Origin of the sequence: Mesorhizobium sp. 2RAF45, assembly GCF_052115225.1 — a bacterium.
In the GTDB taxonomy this organism is placed as follows: domain Bacteria; phylum Pseudomonadota; class Alphaproteobacteria; order Rhizobiales; family Rhizobiaceae; genus Mesorhizobium; species Mesorhizobium jarvisii.
Window position 1 is genome coordinate 897,826 of record NZ_JBFRGG010000001.1, and the last position, 21,761, is coordinate 919,586.

Below are 21,761 nucleotides of genomic sequence, written 5' to 3' on the forward strand. Positions count from 1 at the left end.
TTGAGCACCGCCTGATACGGTGTTTCGAAGACGAGAACGCTCGAGCCGCCTTACCGTTCCGCCCCCAATGTCCACCGGCGAACGAAAGAACCCGATCGTCCCGATAGATAGAGGGTCGGAATTGAAAGGCCCGATACGCAGGAAGCCCGCCTGAATGGCGGGCTTCCGACCGGCCGGAAGCCAGGGCGCCAAGCCTCACGGCTCCATCCCTGGCAGCATTGGCTTCAGCGACGGGCGATCAACAGGCAAAGCTGACGCAGGTCGCGATCATAGGTGCCTTCGCTGCCGAGCACGTCGACACAGCGCTTCTTCATGCGCGCAACCTGGCTGCTGGACATCTGCGCCACGACACCCGGCAGGCTCGGATGGCTGGGATTGCTGGGATTGCTGGGGTTCGAGGGATTGCTGGGATTGGTTCCGCCACCAATACCCAAGCCGACGCCGACGCCGCTGGTGCCACCGACATTGGCGCCGAGGCCGGCGGTGACGCCGCCAGCGCCACCGACGTTAGTGCCCAGCCCGGCGGTGACGCCGCCCGTGCCGCCAACATTGGCACCCGCTCCGGCATTGATGCCGTTGCTGCCCCCGACGGAAGCACCGAGCCCGGCACTGGCGCCGTTAGAGCCGCCGACATTGACGCCGGCCCCGGCATTGATGCCACCGCCGCCGCCGACAGAAGCGCCGACGCCGGCGTTGACGCCACCGCTACCACCGACCGAGGCGCCGACGCCGGCATTGATACCGCCACTGCCGCCCACCGAGGCGCCGACGCCGAGCCCAGCCGCGCTTGCGGGCATGGAAAGGACGAGGACCATTGCACTACCCGCCAACACATTGGCGACTGTCTTGATGGTGAAAGCCATAACACTCTCCTGTTGTCGTTGCCCTATGACAGCCGGCGCACAGCCGACTGCACATTCAGCTACGCCGCAGGTGAGATTCAGTTTCATTCGGCGCATACTTACGCAGATGATGGTATTTATTGATGAAATGCATATATTATAAGAGTGATAAAACTATAATACATATGTAAAAAATATTCCAAATCGAGAACGATAATCGTCGATATACCTTTATCGCGCGGAAAGAAACTCGATTCCATATTGCTGACGCCCAGCGCATATCGTGATGATTGGACATCGGCCACGATGGTTGTGCTCGCAGCGCAGAACCCAGCGGGCGGCGTTGGAAAACCAGGCCGTCACAGGCTTGAGGCAGTTCCAGGAAATCTGGAACCGGTTGTCGCGGGAAAGGCGCGTAGCGCTTCCCTTGGGAACTTGCCAAAAACACGAGATGGGCAGGTTGGCGTTTCTGAGAAACGGCGAACAGCTATTAACATACGCGGCAGGCCACAAGCCAAACGCCACTCGGCCTTTCGACAGTCTGCCCTCAGAATAGGCGGTAGAACAGCCTGTAGCGCACACGTTCCATGTAAGCGCGATACTCCGGCTCGGCGGCCAGCAGAGCCTCCTCGCGCAGGATACGATACAGCTGCATATAGGTGATGACCGCATAGACCGCGAGGTTGTGGAAGGAAAAGGCCGACAGCAGATAGAGCACATGGCCGGCAAGGTAGCCGGCATAGATCGGGTGCCGCACAATCCGGTAGGCACCGCCCGTCATCACGCCGCGATTGGCAGGCAGGATGGCAAAGGAACGGCCAAGCGATATCTTGCCCCAGATGACAAACAACAGCGCAACGAACTGCAGCGGCGCGGCGAAATAGACCGGAACAAGCGCAATGCCAGGCTGGAGGCTGATCAGCGCAACCCCGAAACTGGCGGTCACGGAGACGATGACCGTAAGCGGATTCCAATCACGCGTCACCGGACGCCGCGACAGAAGCAGCCAGGTGAACGTGAGTATCTCGGAAATCGCCACCAGCGCGGCGTTGAGCCGGGTCGGGTCCTCCATGAGCTGGGACACGCCGCGATAGACGAACAGCCCCGCGCAGGCCAGGGCACAGAGGCGAAAGAAGCCTTCGCGCAGGTCGACCAGGATGTCACGCCTTCGCGCGGCGGAGAAAAATCCGCCCTCATTACTATGCGAAAACGCTTCACTTTTTGACGTGAGCAACGCAAACACCCCGCTGATCCCTCGAAGGGACCATTGCACGCAACCATTGCCGGGCGGTTAACCGGGAAGATCGGATCGGCATCAAATCGGGTTCGCGTCAGGCGCGAGATCAGGTTCAGGCAGTGTCGGCGCGGGCCTACAATTTATGCTTGCATTTTTGGAACAAATAAGGAACAATACATGGATTAACCGCTGAGGCGGACCAAGGTTTTTCGGGGGAGGACCAGCAATATGACGAGCTGGAAAGGTGTGGGATTGTCCGCAGCCGCGATCGGATTGCGTGTGCCGATGAAGCTTTCGCCCAGCCGGCTATTGGCTGGGCTTGCTGTCGTTCTTGCGCTGAACGTATCGGCGCTCGCGGCAGAGAAGGATTATGCTACCTGCATCGGCAAGGACATCGAGCCGGACAAGCGCATCGCCGCCTGCACCCCGATTGCCAAGGACACCACGGAGGTGACGCGCATCCGCGTCGTGGCCTACTTCTATCGAGGCGTCGCCTGGGACGACAGGCAGGATCAAGATCGGGCGATCGCGGACTACAGTGAGGCGATTGCGCTCGATCCAAAACAGGGCTCGCCATACATCAACCGCGGAGCCGATTGGTACGACAAGGGAGACAACGACCGGGCTATCGCGGATTTCAACGCCGCCATCAGCCTGGAGCCGTCGTCCAGCGATGCTTATTCCAGCCGCGGCGCTGCCTTCCTGCGCAAAGGCAAGACCGACGCGGCCATTCTCGATTTTCAGCAGGCGATCGAGGCCGATCCCAGCAACGGCAAGGCGCATGCCGGCCTCGGGATCGCCTGGGACAGGAAGAATGACCTGGTGCGCGCCGTCGCCGAATATGACGAGGCGATCCGCATCGATCCGCAGGACGCGATCGTCTACATCAACCGCGGCATTGCCCGCGCCGCCAAGGGTGAATTCGATCCCGCCATCGCCGATTATGACGTGGCGCTGGGCCTCGATCCCAAGAACGCCGACGCCTATGCCAACCGCGGTGCCGCCTGGCTTGGCAAGAACGATTGGATTCGCGCGATTTCCGACACCAGCAAGGCAATCGAACTCGATGCCGCTGGTATCGACGGTTACTATTACCGAGCCGTCGCGTGGGCAAGCAAGGGCAACAACGATCGCGCCATAGCCGATTTCGACAGAGCGATCGCTCTTGATGCAAACTATGCCAGGGCCTATTTCGGTCGCTCCCTGGTGCGCACCCGCAGGGGCGACGCCACCGGCGCTGCCGCCGATTGCCGAAAGGCCATCGAGCTCGATCCGAAAAAGGCAGGTGGCTGCGACACAGGGCCGGTGGGCGCGAAGGCGCCGGCTGTGCCACAGACACCCAAGCCTGCCGCGTCCCCGGTTTACGAGCCGCTGCAACTATACCCCAAAGAGGATCATTCCGAACTCGTTGCCTGGAATCTCAAACGGGGGCTGGAGCAGCAGGTGCAAGGCGACGTCAGAGGCGCGGTAGACTCATTCAGCTTTGCGATCCAGCTGGATCCTTACAACGCCGAGGCCTTTTACGACCGGGCGCTTGCCGAGGCATCCCAGGGAAATTACGCCATTGCCGCCACGGACTGCCGGCGCGCCATCGAACTCGACCCGAAGCGCGCAGGCTCTTGCAGCGAACACGCCCCAGGCGAAACAGCTCCGTCGGTTGCCACAGGGAAGGACCCGGCAGCCGCAAAAATCCTGCTCGAGCGCGCCGAGGCGCGGCTTACAAAATATGGCATCGAAGGCGCACTTCTCGATCTCGACAAGGCGATCAACCTGGATCCCGAGAGCGCCGAAGCGTATTTCAGCCGGGCCGGTGCCAGGACACTGAAGGGCGATATGGTCGGTGCAGCGGCGGATTGCCGTCGCGCCGCCGAACTCGATCCAAAATGGACGGGAGGCTGCAGTGAACAGGTTGCGGGTAACCACAGCAAACCGCCACCATTGCCGGACACCCGACAGCCGACGCCGCGAGCCGTCGTTGCCGATGTAACGGCCACGCAGGACACGCTGGCCGCGAAGGCCCTGGAGGCGAACGACCCGCGGGCCCTGGAAGCGATCCTTGGCGGCGATGCCTTCCTGGACATGGGCAAGTACGATCAGGCCATCGGCGCCTACAACCACGCGATCGCGCTCGACCCGGACAACCGGTTCGCCTATTTCGGCCGCGGCAAGGCCTGGGCTGCCAAACGCGCCTACCAGCAGGCGATCGCCGACTACGGCCAGGCCATCGAACGCGCCCCCAATTTTGCCGCGGCGCATTTTCGCCGAGGCCTCGCTAAGATCACCCTTGGGGACATCGATGGTGCTCTCGCCGATTGCGACCGAGCCGCCGCGCTCGATCCAAAGGCGCGCGACGCATTTTACTGCAAAGGCATGGCTCAGCATGCCAAGGGCGACGCAGGAAGCGCAATCGCTGCTTATTCGGTGGCGATCGGGATCGATCCGAAGGATGATGCCAGCTATTACGGGCGCGGCATGGCGTGGGCCGACGGCAAGGACTATTCGAAGGCGATTGACGACTTCGATCAAGCCATAAAGCTCAGCCCTAGCAATCCAGACTATACGGTTGCGCGCAAAGCGACGGTGGCTGCGCTGGCAGAGGGTGGCGCCGCGCCGGACGCCGTAGGCTCGGCCCCAAAGGACCTCAAGGCTTTCATCGACCGCGGCGACGCCTTCTACGACAAAGGCAAATTCGATCGCGCCATCGCCGAATACAGCAAGGCGATTGCGCTCGATCCAAGAAAGGCCTCGACCTATGTCGGCCGCGGTCTGTCGTTTGTCGAGAAGGGCATGTACGACGCAGCCATCACCGACTTCGGCGAGGTGATCAAACTCTATCCCGGCCATTCAGACGCCTACATCGGCCGCGCCGTCGCGTGGACAAACAAGAACGAACTGGATCGTGCCATCGCCGACTACAGCCGCGTGATCGAACTCAACCCGCAATATGCGCCGGCTTATTTTGCACGTGGCACTGTCTGGTTCACCAAGGGCGACTACGACCCGGCGATTGCCGACCTGGACCAAGCGCTGAAGCTCGATCCAAAGATGGCCCTCGCCCGCAAGGGTCGCGAATTGGCGATGCTTGCAAGGGACGAAGCCAACGCATCGAACATGCCGGGCCAAGCCGTTGGCCGGGCTGGCGAGCAAGCGACCAGGCCGAGTTGGACTTCGCTGGCCGCACAGACCTTCAACAAGGGTCAAGCGCTGTATGGCAAGGACGACTATGACGGCGCCATAGCCCTGTATGGCAAGGCGATTTCATTCTTTCCTGCATTCCACGACGCCTATCTAGCCCGAGCAGTGGCCTGGGAGGCCAAGAGCGATTACGCGCATGCGGTCGCCGATTACAGCCAGGCGATTACGCTCAATTCGAATCTTGCCGAGACCTATTACGACCGCGGCCAGAACCTCGGTTTCCAAGGCGATTACGACGGGGCGCTCGCGGACTACAACATGGCCATCAGTCTCAACACCTCGGACGCAAGGGTCTATGCCAATCGGGGACTCATATGGATGGGCAGGCATGAGGACGTCGCTGCGTTGCGCGATTTCGAAAAGGCACTCAGCCTCGATCACGGAAACCCCTTTGCTTATTTGGGCCGAGGCGTGATCCGGACCAGCAGGGCAGACTATGACGGCGCCATCGCCGATTTGAGCCACGCGATAAAGCTCCAACCGGATTTCGCCACCGCCTACAACGCGCGAAGCCAGGCGTGGGAAGCCAAGGGCAACCACAAGCGCGCCGAGGCCGACCGCAAGAAGGCGCTGAGCCTTGGCGCGAAGTAAGGTTCGAGAACGCTGCCAGATGACGCGTTGAAAAGCTTTGAACGATGGGAAGCTTTCACGCCAACCGAGCGCCTTTGGCTAGCCAGCCATTCCCTCGAGGCGCGAAAGGCAGACCGACGCACCTTACCCCAGAGCTGAATTGCTGAAATACCCTGCAAAATCAGGGCGCTGCGTCAGAACCTTACCATCCGCGTCGCGCAAAATGCCCGCTTTGAAGAGATAGTCGCCGATGGCGTCCATCTTGGCCGGATCCATCGTACCGATGGCGCCGTTCTCCGCGCGCAGATAGTGTCCGTCGATCAACGCCTTGAGCGATGCTTCGATCAATGCCGGATTGGTCAAGGCGTCCTTGTTGCCGGCGATCAGCAGCGCGGCGGCTTCGGCCGGATGATCGACGGTGAACTGATAGCCGCGCCGCGTTGCCTGGATAAAGGCCGACGCTAATGCCGGGTTTGCCTTGAGATAGGCTTCGCTCGACGAGATCAGCGTCGTGTGCTCGTCCGGCACGCCGTAGTCGGCATAGACGAAGTTCCGCTGCTTGACGCCCTTGAGTTCGGCCTCGACGCCCTCCCAGGTCGAGACCTCGAGCGTGAAGTCGACTGAGCCATTGGCCAGCGCTTCATAGGCGGAAGTGCCAAGCGTCACCGTTTCGAAATTGCCCTTGCCGCCGTCGTGGCGGATGATGGTCGAGATCAGTGCGTTTTCCCAGGCGCTGCCGAAACCGCCATAGGTCAGGCCGTCAAGATCCCTGGGACTTTTGATCTCGCTGCGCGCCGCATTGAAGACCACGCGGCCGGTTTCGGACTGCACCACGGCGTAGACGGCCTTCAAGTCGGCCCCGCCGGTCTTCTGGCTGAACAGGCTGATGGTGCCGTTGATGCCGAAGTCGGCAACGCGGTTGGCGACCAGCGTGCCGGCGCCGGTGTCACTATAGGGTAAAATGTCGACCTCGAGGCCGGCCTCGCGGTAAAATCCCTTGTCGCGGGCGACGAACAGCCCGATGTGGTTGGTGTTGACAGTCCAGTCCAGCGCGACGGTGACTTTTTGCGTCGCGGCGAAGACGCGGCTCGCTCCAGCGATCAGCGGAAGACCGCTGGCAAGGGTGAGCAGCAGGGCCTGCCGGCGTGTCATATCAGTCATGGTCATGTCCTTTGGATGGTTGAGGGTTGAGCAAGATGTCGAGGATCTCGGCCTCGAGTGCGCCGGCCTGCTGCGCGGCGGCGCCAGTCGGATCTCGCGGACGCGGCAAGGGCACCGTGATCTCACGCAACACACGGGCCGGACGCGCCGACAGCACATAGATGCGGTCGGACAGGAACACCGCCTCGCGCACATCGTGGGTGATCAGCAGCGCCGTCCAGCGATGGTGACGCCACATCTGCTCAAGCCAGCGCTGCATGGCCGCACGGGTCAATGCGTCGAGCGCGCCGAACGGTTCGTCGAGCAAAAGCATGTCGCGCTCCTGCACCACCGTGCGCAAAAGCGCCGCGCGCTGGCGCATGCCGCCGGAAAGCTGTGCCGGAAAATGCCGCTCGAAGCCGGCAAGGCCGAACTCTGCAAGCAGCGGCACGACCCGCGCCCGCGCCACCTGGCGTCTGACGCCTTGCACTTCAAGCCCGAGTGTCGTGTTGTCGAGGATGCGCCGCCACGGCATCAGGGCGTCGCGCTGCGGCATGAATGCGAAATGCCGGCCATGGTCGTCGAGCGGCATGCCGTCGAACAACATCTCGCCTTCGCCATGCTCGGCACCCGTCAGAAGCTGGAACAGCGTCGACTTGCCGGCGCCCGAAGGCCCAAGGATCGAGACGAATTCGCCGGCACCGACGCTGAGCGAAATGTCGGCGAGCACGTCGAGCCCGCCAAACGCCTTGCGCACATGCCGCAATTCGAGCCGGCTCATCGCCCCGGCCCCTTCCCTGCCGGCTGACGGCCGATCCGTTCCCAGGGCATGGCGAGGCGCTGCAAGAGCGCCGTCAGCCCGAACAGGATCAGCGTGAGCGCGGCACTCACGCCGACCGCGGCCAGCACCAGATCGGGGCGGAAATTGTTCTTGGCGTTGAGCATGTAGATGCCCAGTCCCTTGGCCGCACCGGCATATTCGGCGAAGATGGCGCCGACCACGGCATAGGTGATGGAGATCCGCAGGCCGGCGAAGAAATAGGGCAGTGCCGAAGGCAGCCGCGCCAGAACGAAGACACGCCAGCGCCCTGCCCCCATGGCGCGCAGCATCTGGCCGATCTCCACCTCGGTCGCCTCGTAGCCCTGCACCAGAGCCACCAGCATCGGGAAAAAGGTGACCAGCGCCACCAGCATGATCTTTGGCGTCAAACCGAAGCCGAACCACAGCACCACCAGCGGCGCGATGGCCACCAGCGGCAAGGTCTGGCTGACGATGAAGACAGGAAACAGCGCGCGCCGCAGCGGCTGGAAGAAGTCGACCAGCATCGACAGCGCGAAAGCGGCGCCGAGCGAGCAGGCAAAGCCGATCAGCGTGGCGCGGATGGTGGGAACGGCGTTGTCGATCAGCGCCTCGCGATTGAGCATCGCCTGTTCGAAGACGCGCGACGGCGCTGGCAGGATCGTCGGCTTGATGCCGGAATAATTTGCGTAGAGTTCCCAGGCCACGAGCAGCAACCCGACCGACATCACGGCCGGTGCCGCCCTGGCGAAGAGACCCGCGAGCTGCCGCGGGCGGCTTGACGACAATGAGACCACGAGAGGACAACCTCGACCGCGCGTAGAGCAAGCGGGTGTTTCAGACTCAGACAGCGGTGGGGCTGTTGGCGGAAACCGTGACGTCAAGGGTTACGTGGCCCGCGCCCGGTCCGAAGCGGCAGAAGGCTTCGTTCAGCGCCGAAAAGATCGCGCCGGTATCGCCGCGCAGTTTGGTGCAAAAATTCTTGGAGCGATCGTAGACGCCGGACTGTTTCAGGAAATCGATGCAGCCATAGATCTCATCGATGTGGTCGCCGGTGCCCATCACATAGAGCGAGAACTGCGCCGCCGCCGGCTGGCCGGTGGCAGCAGCGCTGCGCACGGCGGCGATGGCGGCTTCCTTGCGCGGCCCGAGCGGCCCGACAGGCCCGCCAAACGCGTCGGAGCGGCAGATCGGATCGTCCGGCTCGCCAGGACAGCCGCGCGAAATGGCGGCCGACAGCACGCAATGCTTGCCGCTCTGCGCCGCCGCCACGAACAGGTCGCGCAGCGCCGGGAACAACACTTCGGGCGGCCCGACCAGCAAGGTCGAGATGTCGTCGGTTTCGATCCGGAGCCTGTCCCGGTAGGGATCGAGCGCGCCGAGCGCGCCCAGGATGACGCCGACGAAATCGTCGGCCATGGGATATAGGGAAATCTGTGCGCCTGAAAACATAGCCCGCCTCGCTCCGCTGGTATTACCCAGATCAGCTTCTAGGGTCTGTGGGCTTGCCGCCCCCGTCTCAGCCCCGACCGTACGGAGCACCCCTGTGGATGGACGCGTTAAAGCACCATTCGAACGGAAGGGGAAGCCGTTTTTTCAGCGCACCGGGCCAAAAGCGTTGCACCAACTCTGGCCGTTGCGTGGACGCTGGCGACGCCGCGCAGTCGGAATTTTATGGGGAACCTTCGCCAAGCCGAGAGGTTGTCCCACCAGTCGCAACGCGGCGAGTTCACAGAAATGGAGGCAAAACCATGTTCATGAAAATCCTCGCAGCTTCGGCGTTCACCGTTGCGCTTGCCACTTCCGCGATGGCGCAAAGCAACACCGCAAACGGCATGGATGGGTCAGGCGGCAGCGGCCACTCAGTGACTGTAGACCCGAGCACGCCGGCTTCGCCCAATACGGTCGATCCGGCAATTACCAACAGCACCACCATCGCGCCGGGCGACATGAACTCCAATGCGGATCGGAATTGCCCGACCAACCCCCAAGGTGCGCAGTCCGATGCCAACGGCAATTTGACGGCGCCCACCGTGAATGACAACAACTGTGGCAAGTAAGTGATTGTCCAAAAACAAAAAAGCCGCCGGACATCCGGCGGCTTTTCGATATCACTTCCAACGATGCTTTGTGCCAACCGTTAGGATGCGGCCTTTTCGCGAACCGGCAGTTTCCAGCCCGGCCTGACGAAGTGGCAGGTGTAGCCGTTTGGATATTTCTCCAGATAATCCTGGTGCTCGGGCTCGGCTTCCCAGAAGGCGCCGGCCGGCGCGACTTCCGTGACGACCTTGCCAGGCCACAGGCCGGAAGCATCGACATCGGCGATGGTGTCTTCGGCGACGCGTTTCTGCTCGTCGCTCGTATAGTAGATCGCCGAACGGTAGCTCATCCCGACATCGTTGCCCTGGCGGTTGCGCGTCGTCGGATCGTGGATCTGGAAAAAGCGCTCCAGCAGCGTGCGATAGCTAATCACGGCCGGATCGAAATTGATCTCGATGGCTTCGGCATGGGTGCCGTGGTTGCGATAGGTGGCGTTGGCTACATCACCGCCGCTATAGCCGACACGCGTGGAGATGACGCCGGGATAGCGCCGTATCAGATCCTGCATGCCCCAGAAACAGCCACCGGCAAGCACTGCGCGTTCGGTCGAAGTCGCCATGTCACGTCTCCTCAAAAGGCAATTCCAGCTCATGTAGCGGTTTCCCGCCCGGAATTGCGCGGACAAAATTGGATTTCCCAATAGATGGGCATTGTCGTCCGCTTCGTCCAGTCGCGTGGAAACAACGCGGCCATGAGCGAACGATATCACGACGCGGTCGGGGATCGAACCGTTTCAGTTGCCCGGATGCAGGGTCCGGCTGTCGACGGCAAGCGGCGGATACAGCGTGCCGGGCGGAATGGCGGCAAAGCTGATTGCCACCGGCGGCGCCGTGCGCGACCAATTGAAAAGAACCGTCTTGACCGGGAGGTTGCCCAGCCATGTCTGCAACTGCGGCGGAACGTCATGCCCTGGCCAAACCATCAGCATGCCGTGGTCGTGCAAGCGCTGCCTGGTGATCCAGGGCGCGAACCGCGTATCGAGATCGGTGAAGATCGACGGCTTGTCATAGGCATTGAGGCCCGCCAGCATAGCCACCTGGGTATCGCCGCCGACAATGTCGAGCCGGCCGGGCGCCGCCGCGTGCCAGACCGCCTCGGCCTCGTCCGCGATCGGCTGTGCCGGCCAGCAGACGGCGTCCAGGCGCCCCCGCACATTGCAGCCCGTCCAGCGCAGCGCCGCATAGGCACCCGACATGGTGAGGATGCAGAGGAACGCGCAGATCGCCAGCCTTCGCATCTCGATGGCGCCGAGCCGGTGGCCAAGAAAGGCGAGCACCGTGACGCCGACAAGATTGTACATCGGCGCGCCCCAGGACTCGCCGGTGCCGGTGAACAACGAGGCCACCATGATCAGGGTCGCCGGGCCGAGCCCCATCCACACGAGATAGACCAGAATGCCGCGCTCGACCGGCGCTTCTGGGGCCGGCGAGCGCCGCAACAACCCGGATATCGTCAGCACCAGAAGCAAGCCGGAGAGCCCGGCCATCTGGACGCCGATGTAGTAGAGACGCGCCCGGTTTTCGGTCACCCATTGGTCGCGGGCTGCGAAATAGGTCAGCGGCAGGAAATCGATGCGGTAGAGCGCTATGGCCAGCGGCGCGGCAACGGCGAGAAAGACGGCAAGGCCGAGCCATGGCCAGGGCGTCGCCAGCCGGCTGCGCGCGCGTGCGTCATACAACAGCCAGAGCGCGCCGAAGGCAAGCAGCAGGCCGGTGGAGAACTTGGCATAGAGCCCGACGCCCGACACCAGTCCGAGCGCCAGCCACCAGCCCGGCCCGCCGCCACGGCCGGCGCGCCAGAGCAACCAGCAAATGGCCGCCCAGAACGGCATCTGCGCGTAGTCATGATTGAATTGCGGGGTCGGCCAGCCGAAGAAATAGACCGACGGCATCAAAAGCACGGCGGCCAGCGCACGGCTTTGCCCGAGCATGTCGCGGGCCAGCAGATAGACCAGGATGAAGGTCGACGAGATCGTCAGCTGGGCAAGCATATATTGTGGCCAGCGGAACGATCCGGTCAGAAGATGGCTGGTTTCGAGCAGCCAGCCTGGAAGCTGCGGGTGCTTGTAGGTCAACAGCACCCATTCGCGGCCCCACATGAAACCTTCCACCACATCGCCGGGCGGGGCGGGATCGATCAGTGCCGGCACCACCGTCCAGCACAGGATCTGCACCAGGCACAAAAGCGCCAACAAATACCAGGGATGGCGGAGCAGGCCGGGCCATACCGATGACGAGTCAAGGCCGGCGGCAGTCAGCCCCGCCGGCTCCCAACCATCCATGGAGTCGTCTATTCCCACCATGCGGCGCTTAAACCACATCGTCCGGTTTGCCGAACAGCCCCAACGTGAAAGCTTACGAAAAAGTATACTTGCAGGCCATTGCAAGACCAAGATTGGGCAGGAATTTCGGCGCTCCGTTGCCCTCCCCCGGCAGAACAGCCGCCCATTTGATCCTGTCTGAACATCCCGGATATTCGATGCGTCACCAGCATGCCGTCATCCACCATCGCGCGCTCGACTTCTGGCTGGCACGCGCGGCGGTCCTCGTCATCATTTGTTTGCAGCTCCTAGTGATCAACGATCTTTCGTTCGGCCCGCGCTGGCTGGCGCCGGCGCTGGAGGCCGCCCTGCTCGTGCCCCTGTCCGTCGCCACCGCCTGGACACAGGTCGCCAGCCAGAAAGCGGTCGAGGAGGAGCACTGGTATCTGGTCGGCCGGTTTCGCGTCATCATCCGCAGGACCGCGCTGGTGATGACCGGCGTCGTCAGCATCATGAATTGCGGTTCGCTGGTGTTCCTGGTGCGCGCCTTGCTGGCGGGCCATGCCGGCTCCACCGGCCAGACGCTGCTCATCGACGCGCTCAACATTTGGGTCACCAATGTCATCGTCTTTGCCTTGTGGTTCTGGAGCACGGACCGCGGCGGGCCGCCGACCTGCGGCCTCGTCAATCGCGCCCATTCCGACTTCCTGTTCCCGCAAATGACCTTGAACGACCGCGAGATCCGCGACTGGCTGCCTGGCTTCGTCGACTATTTCTTCCTCGCCTTCACCAATGCGACGGCGTTTTCGCCGACCGACACCTTGCCGCTGTCGCAGCGGGCCAAGCTTTTGATGATGGCCGAGTCGATGATATCGCTGCTGACGATCGCACTGGTCGCCGCCCGCGCCGTCAACATCCTCGCCTAAGCCCAGAAACGCAAAATAGCCCTCCCGGCGAACCGGAGCGGGCTATTGGATGGTTTGCGACAGTCCCGAAGCTGGAGCGCGGGGTGGACGATCCTCACCTCAATCCGCGCCGAGGTCGCGTTCGAAGACCACCTGGTCGCGCAGCGGAATGCCGTTCACAGCCGAGCCTTCGGGGTAACCGGTCGATGGCCCGAACGCATCCTGCACGATGCGAGACATTCGAAAGCCCTGTCTCTGGTAAAACCGCAAATTGCCGATATCGGCCGCCGCGGTCGCCACGATCAGGCGCCGGCCGTGGCGCTCGCGGCAGCGGGTGACTGCCGCCGCGACAAGGGCGCGCCCCAAGCCCTCGCTCTGCCTTGCCGGACGAACGGCCAGGCTCTTGATCTCGAAGACACCGCCCTCGCCTGTCTCGATGAGTTGCACGTGGCCGATGATCCTGTTGCCCTCCCGCGCGACCAGCACTTCGCCCTCATCGATATAGCTGGAAACCTGCATGGGGGAATCGTCGGCAAGGGCAAACAGCGGCAGCAATATTTCACGGTTCCCGTCATATCGTTCAATCTGCATCCGTAGCCCCGGGCTGGATCAACGCCGCCGCGATCTCGGCAACCTTGCACCGCGATATAGCAGTGGCCGGGCAGGAGCCACAAACGCAAAAAGCCCGCCCCAGCGTGAGCCGAGGCGGGCATTGGCTCGATCGAGCCGTCAGGCGCGAATTCTCGGACGCAGGGCAAGGCCTGGAGCTATTCCTGGACCGCGCCCCGCCGCGTGCAATCTGTCACCCAAACCAGCCAAACGTAAGGCTAACCACCAAGACCGCGATCAGGATCGAGAGCGGCACCGCCATGAACAGCCCTGCTTCTAATAATCGGGTTTCCCTGTCACTGAACATTAGGCCCTGCCTCAACAAGCTTCGCTCAGATAGAAGCTGCGAAGCCTGTTTCCGTTCCCAATACCGGCGACATGCGATCCACGAGCGATTGGCTTAACGTGGCCGCCTGGAGAGCGAAATCAGTTCGGCTTCCCCAACGATGCCGGCCATGTATTTTGCAACGATACGGGAGGCCAGCGCATCATTCGATTGGTGCTCCATTCCGCCCCAACAAAGGCGTTTTGGGGGCAATTTCAGCGGAGGCTGATTGAATCGCTGTTTTCAAGGAGCGAGCAGCTGTCGAAAAGCCCGCCGGCCGGAGCCAGCGCGCCCTGCCCTTCCTTCGTTCGCATGTTTCGCTGATATGGGCGGGGGTGCATACATCTTTGCCAGTCGGCGCTGCCATCCTTAAGGCCCTGCCGGTCAGGCCCAGTGGCCTTCCGCTGCCAGTCCCCACTAGCAACCAAGCCGCTGGGCCGCAGGCATGATTTGCGCCACATATGCGGCTTGAAGGCGCTGAACAGAAGGTGTTGCTCGATGCTCCGGACAGACAATGGCGCGGCGCTCAGGCTTTCAGATTTTGCCGATCCTAACGATGCAGTCATTGCCGCAATCGAACTCTATGGGCCGGAAGCGCAGACCGCAGCGGCCTACTGTGCGATGGAAGCACACTTCGCCGGGAGACTGGCCGATTTCCGCCTCTGGTGCGAAGTCTTTCGCGTCTTCAAAACCAGATTCCATTGAGAGGCACATATATCGAGGCCGCCACGGCCATCAGCGCGTTCGCGCCGTGTAGCCTGCCGGGAAGATAACGAAGCAATCATCGGCAATACCGAAGCCCGCTTCGCGGCCTTTCAGTCTTCCGTCGCCGGCCTGAACTTCCGCACGATCAGCTCGAACAGGATATCCGAAAGGCGGCAACGATCGCCGCGCGTTCTTCGGGCGAATAATGCGCGGCATCGTCGATGGTCATGAAGGTGACGTGACGGGACATGAGGCGGCCTGAATCAATCGGCGAGATGTCAATCGTATCACTTTGTTAAGGCGAGATTTTCGGGCGACACGCGGCGGCTCGTTCCTTCTCCCCTTGTGGGAGAAGGTGGATCGGCGCGCAGCGCCGAGACGGATGAGGGGTGTGACGGAGCGCGGCGGCGCCAAGCTGGAACACCCCGACCGAGCTTCGCTCGGCCACCTTCTCCCGCAAGGGGAGAAGGGAAGGCCTGCGCGCACCGCATCTCACCCCTTCCCCATCCTCTCCACCTCCCCCGCCGACAGGAACAACAGCACCACGTCGCTCATGCCAAGCAGCGGCGTGAAGGTGACGATCGTTATCCCGCCCGTGGCGTTGGTGCGGGTCAGGCCTTCGGAATAGATGTCGAGCGGCGGCTCCTCGTCGAACCAGACGCCGTGCAGCGTCTCGCCCTGCCATTTCTCGCGGCCTTTCTCGAAACTCTTGAACGACAGCACGCTCTCGCCGGCCTGGACATCGCCGCCGCCGCCATGGCGCACCACCACGCTGTCGAGCGCGCCCGGCGCGCCGCGGCCCATGATGGTGTTACGAATAGCATCGGCCGGGATCATGCCGGTGCCCCAGGCCGCCTGCTGCTGCGGCGGGCCGACCAGCACGCGCTGCGGGTTGTCGCGCGTGCCCTCGCCGGTCACGCCGGCGGCCCACAGCCGCACGGGCGTGTCGAAAACCTTGCCTTGCCACCACGCGGGATAGCGGCCGGTCAGATGCATGGCCCATTCGGCGCCGCCGGCCCTGGTCTTGCCGAGCTGGTTGCCGGCCATGAACAGCCTTTCGCGGTTCAGCGCCCCTGCCGCGTGAAATTCGGCCTGGCGCCGATACGGTTTGTAGGCCGCCAGCAGGTTGCGGCGTCTGCGGCGGTCAAGTTCCGCCAGCAGCGCCAGATACTCCGTCTTCGCGGCGAGCGGCGGGCTCTTCGAGGAATGGCCTGAGGACGGTTTCAAGGCTGCGGATACGGCTGCGGATTTCTTCATCGCTCAAGGCGTCCAGATGGTTGATGGCGACATCGAAATCCCTGGGCAAGACGGACAGCACGATCTTCAGATACTGGTCGGGCTTGTCGGCCCGCACCTCGGCGATGACGCCGGCGCCATGCGCGCGGAAATCGGCCCGCACGGCGGCGAGAAAATCGTCGCCCAGCGTCTTTTTCGTCCGCTTCGCGCGGGGTTTTTGCGCAACCGCCGCGCGGCTGGGCTTGCGCCTTGCCGGCTTTGTCATGCGGCGCACCGGCCTGGCATCGGCTTCGTCAGCCATCGACCTGACCCATCGCCTTCGCAGCGGCATTGTTGGCCGCCTTGCTTGCCTTCGGCATTGATCCGGCCGGATTCCTCGATCGGACGGCTTTCTTCTTCGTCCGCTTTGTCCGCTTGGATTTTGCGATCGCGGCAGGTTTTGGCGCGGCGGCCCGGGCTTTGAGCCGCGCCATGGCAAGCGACACCGCGTTGGCGCCGACGCCCGGTAGCTCGAAAGAAAAGCCGCCGCCAGCATCCCGCACCATGCCGATCAGCACGCCGGATGCCACCGGCTCGATCCGGCCCAGACGCGGGCGTGGCGCCGCACCCTCAAACGCGCCGATGGCGCTGACGATTTCGCGGCCGTCATCGTCGGTGATGATCGTGGCGTAGCGTTGGGTCATTGGATTGCTCGCAAAGGTCGCGCTCTACGGCCCGCCAGCGTTCAAATAGGCAGCCACAGCGCCGTCACAGAAAGGGGGGCAGAAACACAAAACCCGCCTCGGCGGGCGGGTCGTTGGCGCAAATCAGCACCATGGACAAAAATGTAGCATGGCTGCCCTCACCCGGTCAAGGAAAAAATTCCTATATCATCAAAAACCCTCCTTCTCGGTCAAGCTCTGCGCCACTTATGCCCGCATTGGCTAGCCGGCTTTTCATCAGCCGGCAGCTGTGGGACCATCAGAAGAAGCTCATGGAATGATTCGCGTCGTACGGCCTTGTAGGAGAGGACGATGGACAGGCCAGCCATGGCATCCGTCTTCAGGATGCGGCATGCTCCAGCCACGGTTTCCGGTGTGCGCAGCACCGGTCAGGGTCAGGCTGATCCGATGATCCGCGTGAACTCGCTTGGCGACGCGATCCGCTTCGTCGCCAACGCCTACCCCAACTACGACATCAGCGCCGTCGCCATCACCTGCGGCGATCCGTCGATCCCGCGCCTCGGCAGCCTCGAGGTCAAGGCGGTGTGGCGCGAATATGGCGAGCGCCTGACGCAGGAATAGGCCGGTAGCACGAGCCAGCGCCTGCCCGGCATCGCGGTTGAAACCGGCTCCGCGCCTGGCTTCGGATCGGAAACGCCGCTGGCGCGTTTCCTCTTTGGTCAATGGAGGGAACACCATGAACGTCGCCAATCTGCAACTCGAAGGCCTGCTGATGGCCGTCGCCTCGATCAACCACGTCCTGGTTCGCAAGGGGGTGCTGACTTCGGAGGAGATCGATATCGCGCTGCGCAAGGCCGAGGCCAGCGAAACCGGCGAGGAGCGGTCCAACGGCATGTCGGCCTCGAGCCGCGACGCCGTCAATTTTCCGATCCGGCTGCTGGAACTCGCCAACCAGTGCCAGCCGGAAGCCGACATGCCGTCCTTCTCGAAACTGGCCCGCATGGTCGGCCAGATGAAGGAACCCTACAACGATCAGATGTGATGACATCACGCAGGGGCGATTGAAATAGTTACGCTATTTGCGTTGCAAGAATTGTGCTCCCGCTGTTTCACACACTATTTTAGAGCGCCGATCATATTCGTTGCGCGCCTGCGGCACGCTTTGACTCTCCCCAATTTTAGTGCCGAATTCTTTGGCGATCTGGACGTCGATAAGATGAAAATTGGCCCTATGCAATTAAGAAAACCGCAACGCGGCAGCGATACTGATTGCAAGTCGGGCGAAGATGGGAGACGGGGTGTTGGTCGAGGACAATATTTGGGCGGCTTCGCTCGAAGTTTATATCCGCAACTGGAAATGGGTTGTCGGATACATCTTCTTGGCCGGTGGACTAGCGTTGCTCAACAGGTTCATACACATCAACTCCGGAGCTTCAATCTTCGTCGGTGTAATGGTTTCGAGCTTCTTGGCGATTCCTGCTCACATCGCCGTTCTGACACAGCTTGATCCCGACCAGGTATCCGATTGGCTGAAGGAACGGCCCAAGGCATTCTTCACTTTCGTGAAGCGTTGCCTGTTGCTCGGCTTCCTCGGCGCGATAGGTCCACTTGCGTTTGGGATCGTCATGGTCATCGGCGGCATCCGTCCATCCGTCGCCATGCTGGCAGCGCTCCTGGTCTGGGTTCTTTCCGGCATCGCTGCGTTCGCGAAATGGGGCACCATGTTGCCTGCGGTCATTGCCGATGATGACCAAACGCTTGCAGTTGCCGGCCAACGCGGCTCCAAAGTGTTCGGCTATGCGTTCCCGCGTCTGCTGATCTCGTTCGGCTTGCTTACGGTATTGTTCGTAGCGATATTGATGTTGCTGGCCTCTCTGCTGGGCATCGATCCAAAGGATTCAAGCCCCGCGTCTTTTATCCTGCCTGTCATAGGCGCCATGATCGGCGCCTATCAAATCGTGATGACATCAGTCGTTTTGTCACGCTCGTACCTCAGGGCACAACCGGCTGCACGCCGGATGGCGGATAAGTCCTTGCTGTCCTTTCGAACCTGACAAACAACGACAAGCTGTGAGGCCAGGCCTGCTCATGCGCTGCCCGGCCAGCCCAGGTTCAGCGCCAGTACCCTGCCCGGGCCATGCACGGCGGCAAACAGCAGTCCGGCCATGAACGAAAAATGGTCGACGAAGAAGCCGAACTCGGCCTGGTTGCCGGCCCAGTGGCTGGGCCCGTGGAAGGCGAAGCCGAGGAACAGCACATAGGCCGCGGCTATCAGCGCTGCCTGTGTAAAGAAGGCGCCGCTCAGGAAGCACAGCACCAGCGCCACCTCGAGGATCGCCGCGCACCACGCCAGGAACAGCGGAAACGGAAAGCCGGCGGCTGCGATGAAGCCTGCGGTGGCACCCATGCCCATGAATTTGAAGGTCACCGCCATCAGGAAGACGGCGGCGAAGATCAGGCGGGCAATGAGAAGGGCCGCGGTCTGCCACGGCGATTGGGTGAAGTCCGACATGCTGTCTCTCCAGGGTTGCAATGGATATCGACCTAAGGACGAGCGACACCGTGCAGTTCCGACACCGGCCCGGAATTTTTTGTCCGCAAACGCTGCCGCGACGGACGTCGGCACCGGTCCGGCGCTTGCCGACAGGAGGCCGTCGCCGGGCTGCAACCTTGCCGCGGGCTGCCTCGAAAGCTACCCTCAACAGGGGGGCTTGATCAGTTTGCGAGGAGAGCCAGCAATGGCGACGGTCCGGTATCTCGTCAGCGATGTTGAGTTGGCGATAGAATTTTACACCAGCCATCTGGGGTTCGCGCTGCGGCAGCAGTTCGGTCCGGCGATGGCCATCCTCAAGCGCGACGACCTGACGTTCTGGCTCGCCGGCCCGATGGCGTCGGCGGCAAGACCGATGCCCGATGGCCGTACGCCGCAGCCGGGCGGCTGGAACCGCATCGTGATCGAGGTGCAGGACCTGCCGGCGCTCGCCGCCCGGATGCGCGATGCCGGCGTGCCGTTCCGCAACGAGATCGTCGACGGCCCCGGCGGCCGCCAGATCCTTTGCGAGGACCCGTCCGGCAACGTGGTCGAGCTTTTTGAACCAAGGGCATGATTCCCTCCCGAAGCCCGCGGGATGATCATTTGGCCCTTCGTTGCCTCGCCTGGACCTAGTTCGCCACCGGCGCCGGCGTGCTGAGTTCGAGGAACGGCACCGTCGATCCGGGGATCATCGACTTCGGTAACTGCCCGTCCCACTTCTCGGCCTTGGTCAATTCGACCAGCAGCGGATTGTTGGCGAGGGCGGCGGCGCGCGCCTTGATCGCTTCGGCGGTCGCCTCGCCTTCGATCTTGGTCTTGTAGGCGCTGGCCTCGGCTTCCGCCTTCACGCTGTCGGCACGGCCCTTGGCCTGGGTGACCGCGATGTCGGCCTTGATCTTTTCCTGCTGCAGGTTCTGTTCCTGCTTCTGCACTTCCACCTGCGCCGTCATCCTTGCCTCGACCGCCTGCTCATAGGCGTCTGAAAAGTCGATGTTTTCGACCTGGACGCTGTCGATCATCACCGGGCCGTCCGTCACGGACGAGATGGCGTCGGCGACATCCTTGTTGAACTTGGCGCGGTTCTGGATCACCGACACGGCGTCGTACTGGCCGAACACCGTCTTGATCTCCTGCGGTGCCTTGCGGGCGATGACCCGGTCGGCCAGCGCTTCGATCGACCCGTAATTGGTGTAGACGTTGGAGACCTCCGCCTCCGGCACGTGGAAATTGACGGTGACGCGCATGTCGGCCGGCTGCTGGTCACGCGAATAAGCCTGCATGGCCGGCAAATTGCCGCAATCGCTCTGGTTCTCGCAGCCCCATTTCAACACCTGCTGGCGCAGGCTGATCTTCTCGACCCGCTGCAGCCAGGGCAGTTTGAAATGCAGGCCGGGATCGACGACCGAACTCAATGCGCCATTGGTCAACAGCACGCCGCGGTCGCCCTGATCGATCGTGTACCAGGACCCCATGACGGCACCGACCAGCGCCAACACGATGGCCAGTGCGACAATGCCGCTGCCGATCGAGCGCTACCCGACGGCACCGTGCAGTTGGGCACGGTTCGAATTCCCTTGCGTGTCAGTCATTGCCAACCCCCGTTGTCATTGCCCGATCCCAGGATTGCACGGAATCATGCCGGCAAGATTGCTGAGATGTGGAGTGTCGCGGCCGTCCGCGCCAGTAAAATCGGATTATTTTCGGTTGCCAGCTGATGGCATCATCCTCCTCGGCCAGGGGGGAATCGACCATGGCCAAAAGCGATGACTATCGCCGCGCGGCGGCACCCGGCGATGGTTGCTGTCAGGATTGGCGGGAGATGCTCGTCCCCATGTCGACCCGCTGCTCGACAAGGTCGAGGCCGCCGGCTGGGATCGCGGCCAGGCCGCGTCTCGCCGCCAGACTGAACGCTGACCGAGGCCGACGCCCCAGGCCCTTGGCGCCAACGTTCAACAACAATTTGCGATCCTGAAACTTGTCCGTAACCGGCAAAGTGATACTGTAGACATGGCTAATGTACAGGCATGTCCGGTGCATCCATTTGGGGGTAAGTTTTGGGCGCGAGCGTCAGGTTCAGGACGGGGTCCTATCTGGTCCGGTCACCGGTCCTCGAGTGTAGCGGCTGTGGCGGCACCGGGCAGGTTTTCCAATGCCCACGCTGGACAAGCTCCAACGGGCTTTGCTGTCCCGCCGGCACGCATCAGCGCGGCTGTCCCGGCGCCAGCGCGCCTTGCGCCGAATGCGGCGCGGCCGATCCCCATGCCGCTGGCCCCGCCCCGGCCTGACAGCCTGCGATCCGCGTCCGGCAGGCTTCTGTCCGCCGTCTGCCATGGAACCAGCAGCGCCGATCGCTGTTATGTCTGATCGCGGCATCCTATATACTGGTGTTCCGCGACCGTGCGGCTGACAGAAAGCGAGGCACGCAATGCCCGACGACAAAACGAAGATCAAGCAGGACCGCAAGCTGGTTTCGAGCGAGGAGACCTATGAGGTCGCCGCCTTCGCGCGCAAATACGGCATCCCGCAGAGCGAAGCCCAGACCATCATCAAGCGCTACGGCCCGTCGCGCAAGAAGCTCGACAACCACATGGCCGCGCGCGGCTAGGCAGCGAGCCGCAACCATTTCGCCGGCATTGCGTTGAA

23 protein-coding genes and 1 riboswitch are annotated in these 21,761 nt (G+C 62.5%); of the genes, 9 read left to right on the top strand and 14 right to left on the bottom strand.

What is annotated here, in order from left to right; translation table 11 throughout:
* Positions 1-224: 224 nt before the first annotated feature.
* Both AB4Z43_RS04375 and AB4Z43_RS04380 read right to left on the bottom strand, forming a co-directional pair.
* Entirely contained in the window at positions 225-863 is a 639-nt protein-coding gene (locus AB4Z43_RS04375; protein ID WP_441936070.1) for a hypothetical protein, read from the bottom strand.
* Between the two features lie 526 nt (positions 864-1,389).
* A complete protein-coding gene (locus tag AB4Z43_RS04380; protein ID WP_441936072.1) occupies positions 1,390-2,085 on the bottom strand; it encodes a methyltransferase family protein in 696 nt (231 codons plus the stop codon).
* Positions 2,086-2,364: 279 nt separating this feature from the next.
* On the opposite strand from AB4Z43_RS04380, the gene AB4Z43_RS04385 reads away from it, so the two are divergent.
* A complete protein-coding gene (locus AB4Z43_RS04385) occupies positions 2,365-5,865 on the top strand; it encodes a tetratricopeptide repeat protein (protein ID WP_441936165.1) in 3,501 nt (1,166 codons plus the stop codon).
* Between the two features lie 123 nt (positions 5,866-5,988).
* Here the strand turns inward: AB4Z43_RS04385 and AB4Z43_RS04390 are convergent, their stop codons facing one another.
* The 4 genes from AB4Z43_RS04390 to AB4Z43_RS04405 form a co-directional block, all read right to left on the bottom strand.
* A complete protein-coding gene (locus AB4Z43_RS04390) occupies positions 5,989-7,005 on the bottom strand; it encodes an ABC transporter substrate-binding protein (protein WP_441936074.1) in 1,017 nt (338 codons plus the stop codon).
* On the bottom strand, positions 6,998-7,765 hold the full coding sequence (locus AB4Z43_RS04395; protein WP_019859277.1) for an ABC transporter ATP-binding protein: 768 nt from the start codon (positions 7,763-7,765) through the stop codon (positions 6,998-7,000). The genes AB4Z43_RS04390 and AB4Z43_RS04395 overlap by 8 nt, the downstream gene beginning before the upstream one ends.
* The gene (locus AB4Z43_RS04400; RefSeq protein ID WP_236952006.1) at positions 7,762-8,511 is read right to left on the bottom strand and encodes an ABC transporter permease; all 750 of its coding nucleotides are present in this window, start codon (positions 8,509-8,511) and stop codon (positions 7,762-7,764) included. Before AB4Z43_RS04400 ends, AB4Z43_RS04395 begins: the two co-directional genes overlap by 4 nt.
* A gap of 115 nt (positions 8,512-8,626) precedes the next feature.
* Positions 8,627-9,235, bottom strand: a complete 609-nt coding sequence (locus AB4Z43_RS04405; protein ID WP_441936076.1) for a YkoF family thiamine/hydroxymethylpyrimidine-binding protein — start codon at positions 9,233-9,235, stop codon at positions 8,627-8,629.
* Positions 9,226-9,339: riboswitch (TPP riboswitch) on the bottom strand. (Overlaps the previous gene by 10 nt.)
* A 195-nt stretch (positions 9,340-9,534) precedes the next feature.
* Here AB4Z43_RS04405 and AB4Z43_RS04410 point away from each other — a divergent pair.
* Complete coding sequence (locus AB4Z43_RS04410; protein ID WP_019859280.1) at positions 9,535-9,843, top strand: hypothetical protein; 309 nt, start codon at positions 9,535-9,537, stop codon at positions 9,841-9,843.
* An 80-nt stretch (positions 9,844-9,923) separates the two neighbouring features.
* Here the strand turns inward: AB4Z43_RS04410 and msrA are convergent, their stop codons facing one another.
* Positions 9,924-10,442 (bottom strand): peptide-methionine (S)-S-oxide reductase MsrA, encoded by a 519-nt coding sequence (msrA, locus tag AB4Z43_RS04415; RefSeq protein WP_019859281.1) that lies wholly within the window; start codon positions 10,440-10,442, stop codon positions 9,924-9,926.
* Between the two features lie 174 nt (positions 10,443-10,616).
* Complete coding sequence (locus AB4Z43_RS04420) at positions 10,617-12,164, bottom strand: glycosyltransferase family 39 protein (RefSeq protein WP_441936078.1); 1,548 nt, start codon at positions 12,162-12,164, stop codon at positions 10,617-10,619.
* Between the two features lie 197 nt (positions 12,165-12,361).
* On the opposite strand from AB4Z43_RS04420, the gene AB4Z43_RS04425 reads away from it, so the two are divergent.
* On the top strand, positions 12,362-13,069 hold the full coding sequence (locus tag AB4Z43_RS04425) for a hypothetical protein (protein ID WP_019859283.1): 708 nt from the start codon (positions 12,362-12,364) through the stop codon (positions 13,067-13,069).
* Positions 13,070-13,168: 99 nt separating this feature from the next.
* Here AB4Z43_RS04425 and AB4Z43_RS04430 read toward each other — a convergent pair whose 3' ends face one another.
* Entirely contained in the window at positions 13,169-13,639 is a 471-nt protein-coding gene (locus tag AB4Z43_RS04430) for a GNAT family N-acetyltransferase (RefSeq protein ID WP_027047051.1), read from the bottom strand.
* Between the two features lie 811 nt (positions 13,640-14,450).
* On the opposite strand from AB4Z43_RS04430, the gene AB4Z43_RS04435 reads away from it, so the two are divergent.
* Entirely contained in the window at positions 14,451-14,687 is a 237-nt protein-coding gene (locus AB4Z43_RS04435) for a hypothetical protein (RefSeq protein WP_095203861.1), read from the top strand.
* Between the two features lie 492 nt (positions 14,688-15,179).
* Here AB4Z43_RS04435 and AB4Z43_RS04440 read toward each other — a convergent pair whose 3' ends face one another.
* The 3 genes from AB4Z43_RS04440 to AB4Z43_RS04450 are packed head-to-tail and all read right to left on the bottom strand — an operon-like array spanning position 15,180 to position 16,606.
* On the bottom strand, positions 15,180-15,914 hold the full coding sequence (locus AB4Z43_RS04440) for a terminase large subunit domain-containing protein (RefSeq protein WP_441936167.1): 735 nt from the start codon (positions 15,912-15,914) through the stop codon (positions 15,180-15,182).
* Positions 15,832-16,224, bottom strand: coding sequence for a hypothetical protein (locus AB4Z43_RS04445; protein WP_441936081.1), 393 nt, complete (start codon positions 16,222-16,224; stop codon positions 15,832-15,834). Before AB4Z43_RS04445 ends, AB4Z43_RS04440 begins: the two co-directional genes overlap by 83 nt.
* The gene (locus tag AB4Z43_RS04450; protein ID WP_441936083.1) at positions 16,217-16,606 is read right to left on the bottom strand and encodes a hypothetical protein; all 390 of its coding nucleotides are present in this window, start codon (positions 16,604-16,606) and stop codon (positions 16,217-16,219) included. The genes AB4Z43_RS04445 and AB4Z43_RS04450 overlap by 8 nt, the downstream gene beginning before the upstream one ends.
* A 330-nt stretch (positions 16,607-16,936) precedes the next feature.
* On the opposite strand from AB4Z43_RS04450, the gene AB4Z43_RS04455 reads away from it, so the two are divergent.
* The 3 genes from AB4Z43_RS04455 to AB4Z43_RS04465 all read left to right on the top strand — a co-directional run bounded on the left by AB4Z43_RS04455 (position 16,937) and on the right by AB4Z43_RS04465 (position 18,639).
* Positions 16,937-17,206, top strand: coding sequence for a hypothetical protein (locus AB4Z43_RS04455; RefSeq protein WP_019859292.1), 270 nt, complete (start codon positions 16,937-16,939; stop codon positions 17,204-17,206).
* A 115-nt stretch (positions 17,207-17,321) separates the two neighbouring features.
* A complete protein-coding gene (locus AB4Z43_RS04460; RefSeq protein WP_019859293.1) occupies positions 17,322-17,627 on the top strand; it encodes a hypothetical protein in 306 nt (101 codons plus the stop codon).
* 259 nt (positions 17,628-17,886) lie between these two features.
* The gene (locus AB4Z43_RS04465) at positions 17,887-18,639 is read left to right on the top strand and encodes a hypothetical protein (RefSeq protein WP_147377512.1); all 753 of its coding nucleotides are present in this window, start codon (positions 17,887-17,889) and stop codon (positions 18,637-18,639) included.
* A 32-nt stretch (positions 18,640-18,671) separates the two neighbouring features.
* Here AB4Z43_RS04465 and AB4Z43_RS04470 read toward each other — a convergent pair whose 3' ends face one another.
* Positions 18,672-19,097: a DoxX family protein gene (locus tag AB4Z43_RS04470; protein WP_441936086.1), complete on the bottom strand. Its 426-nt coding sequence runs from the start codon at positions 19,095-19,097 to the stop codon at positions 18,672-18,674.
* Between the two features lie 226 nt (positions 19,098-19,323).
* Between AB4Z43_RS04470 and AB4Z43_RS04475 the strand changes: the two genes are divergently transcribed.
* Positions 19,324-19,692, top strand: coding sequence for a VOC family protein (locus AB4Z43_RS04475; protein ID WP_027047052.1), 369 nt, complete (start codon positions 19,324-19,326; stop codon positions 19,690-19,692).
* 55 nt (positions 19,693-19,747) lie between these two features.
* Here the strand turns inward: AB4Z43_RS04475 and AB4Z43_RS04480 are convergent, their stop codons facing one another.
* Positions 19,748-20,614, bottom strand: a complete 867-nt coding sequence (locus AB4Z43_RS04480; protein WP_441936089.1) for a prohibitin family protein — start codon at positions 20,612-20,614, stop codon at positions 19,748-19,750.
* A 929-nt stretch (positions 20,615-21,543) separates the two neighbouring features.
* Here AB4Z43_RS04480 and AB4Z43_RS04485 point away from each other — a divergent pair.
* Positions 21,544-21,723, top strand: a complete 180-nt coding sequence (locus AB4Z43_RS04485; RefSeq protein ID WP_010910426.1) for a DUF3606 domain-containing protein — start codon at positions 21,544-21,546, stop codon at positions 21,721-21,723.
* Positions 21,724-21,761: the final 38 nt, after the last annotated feature.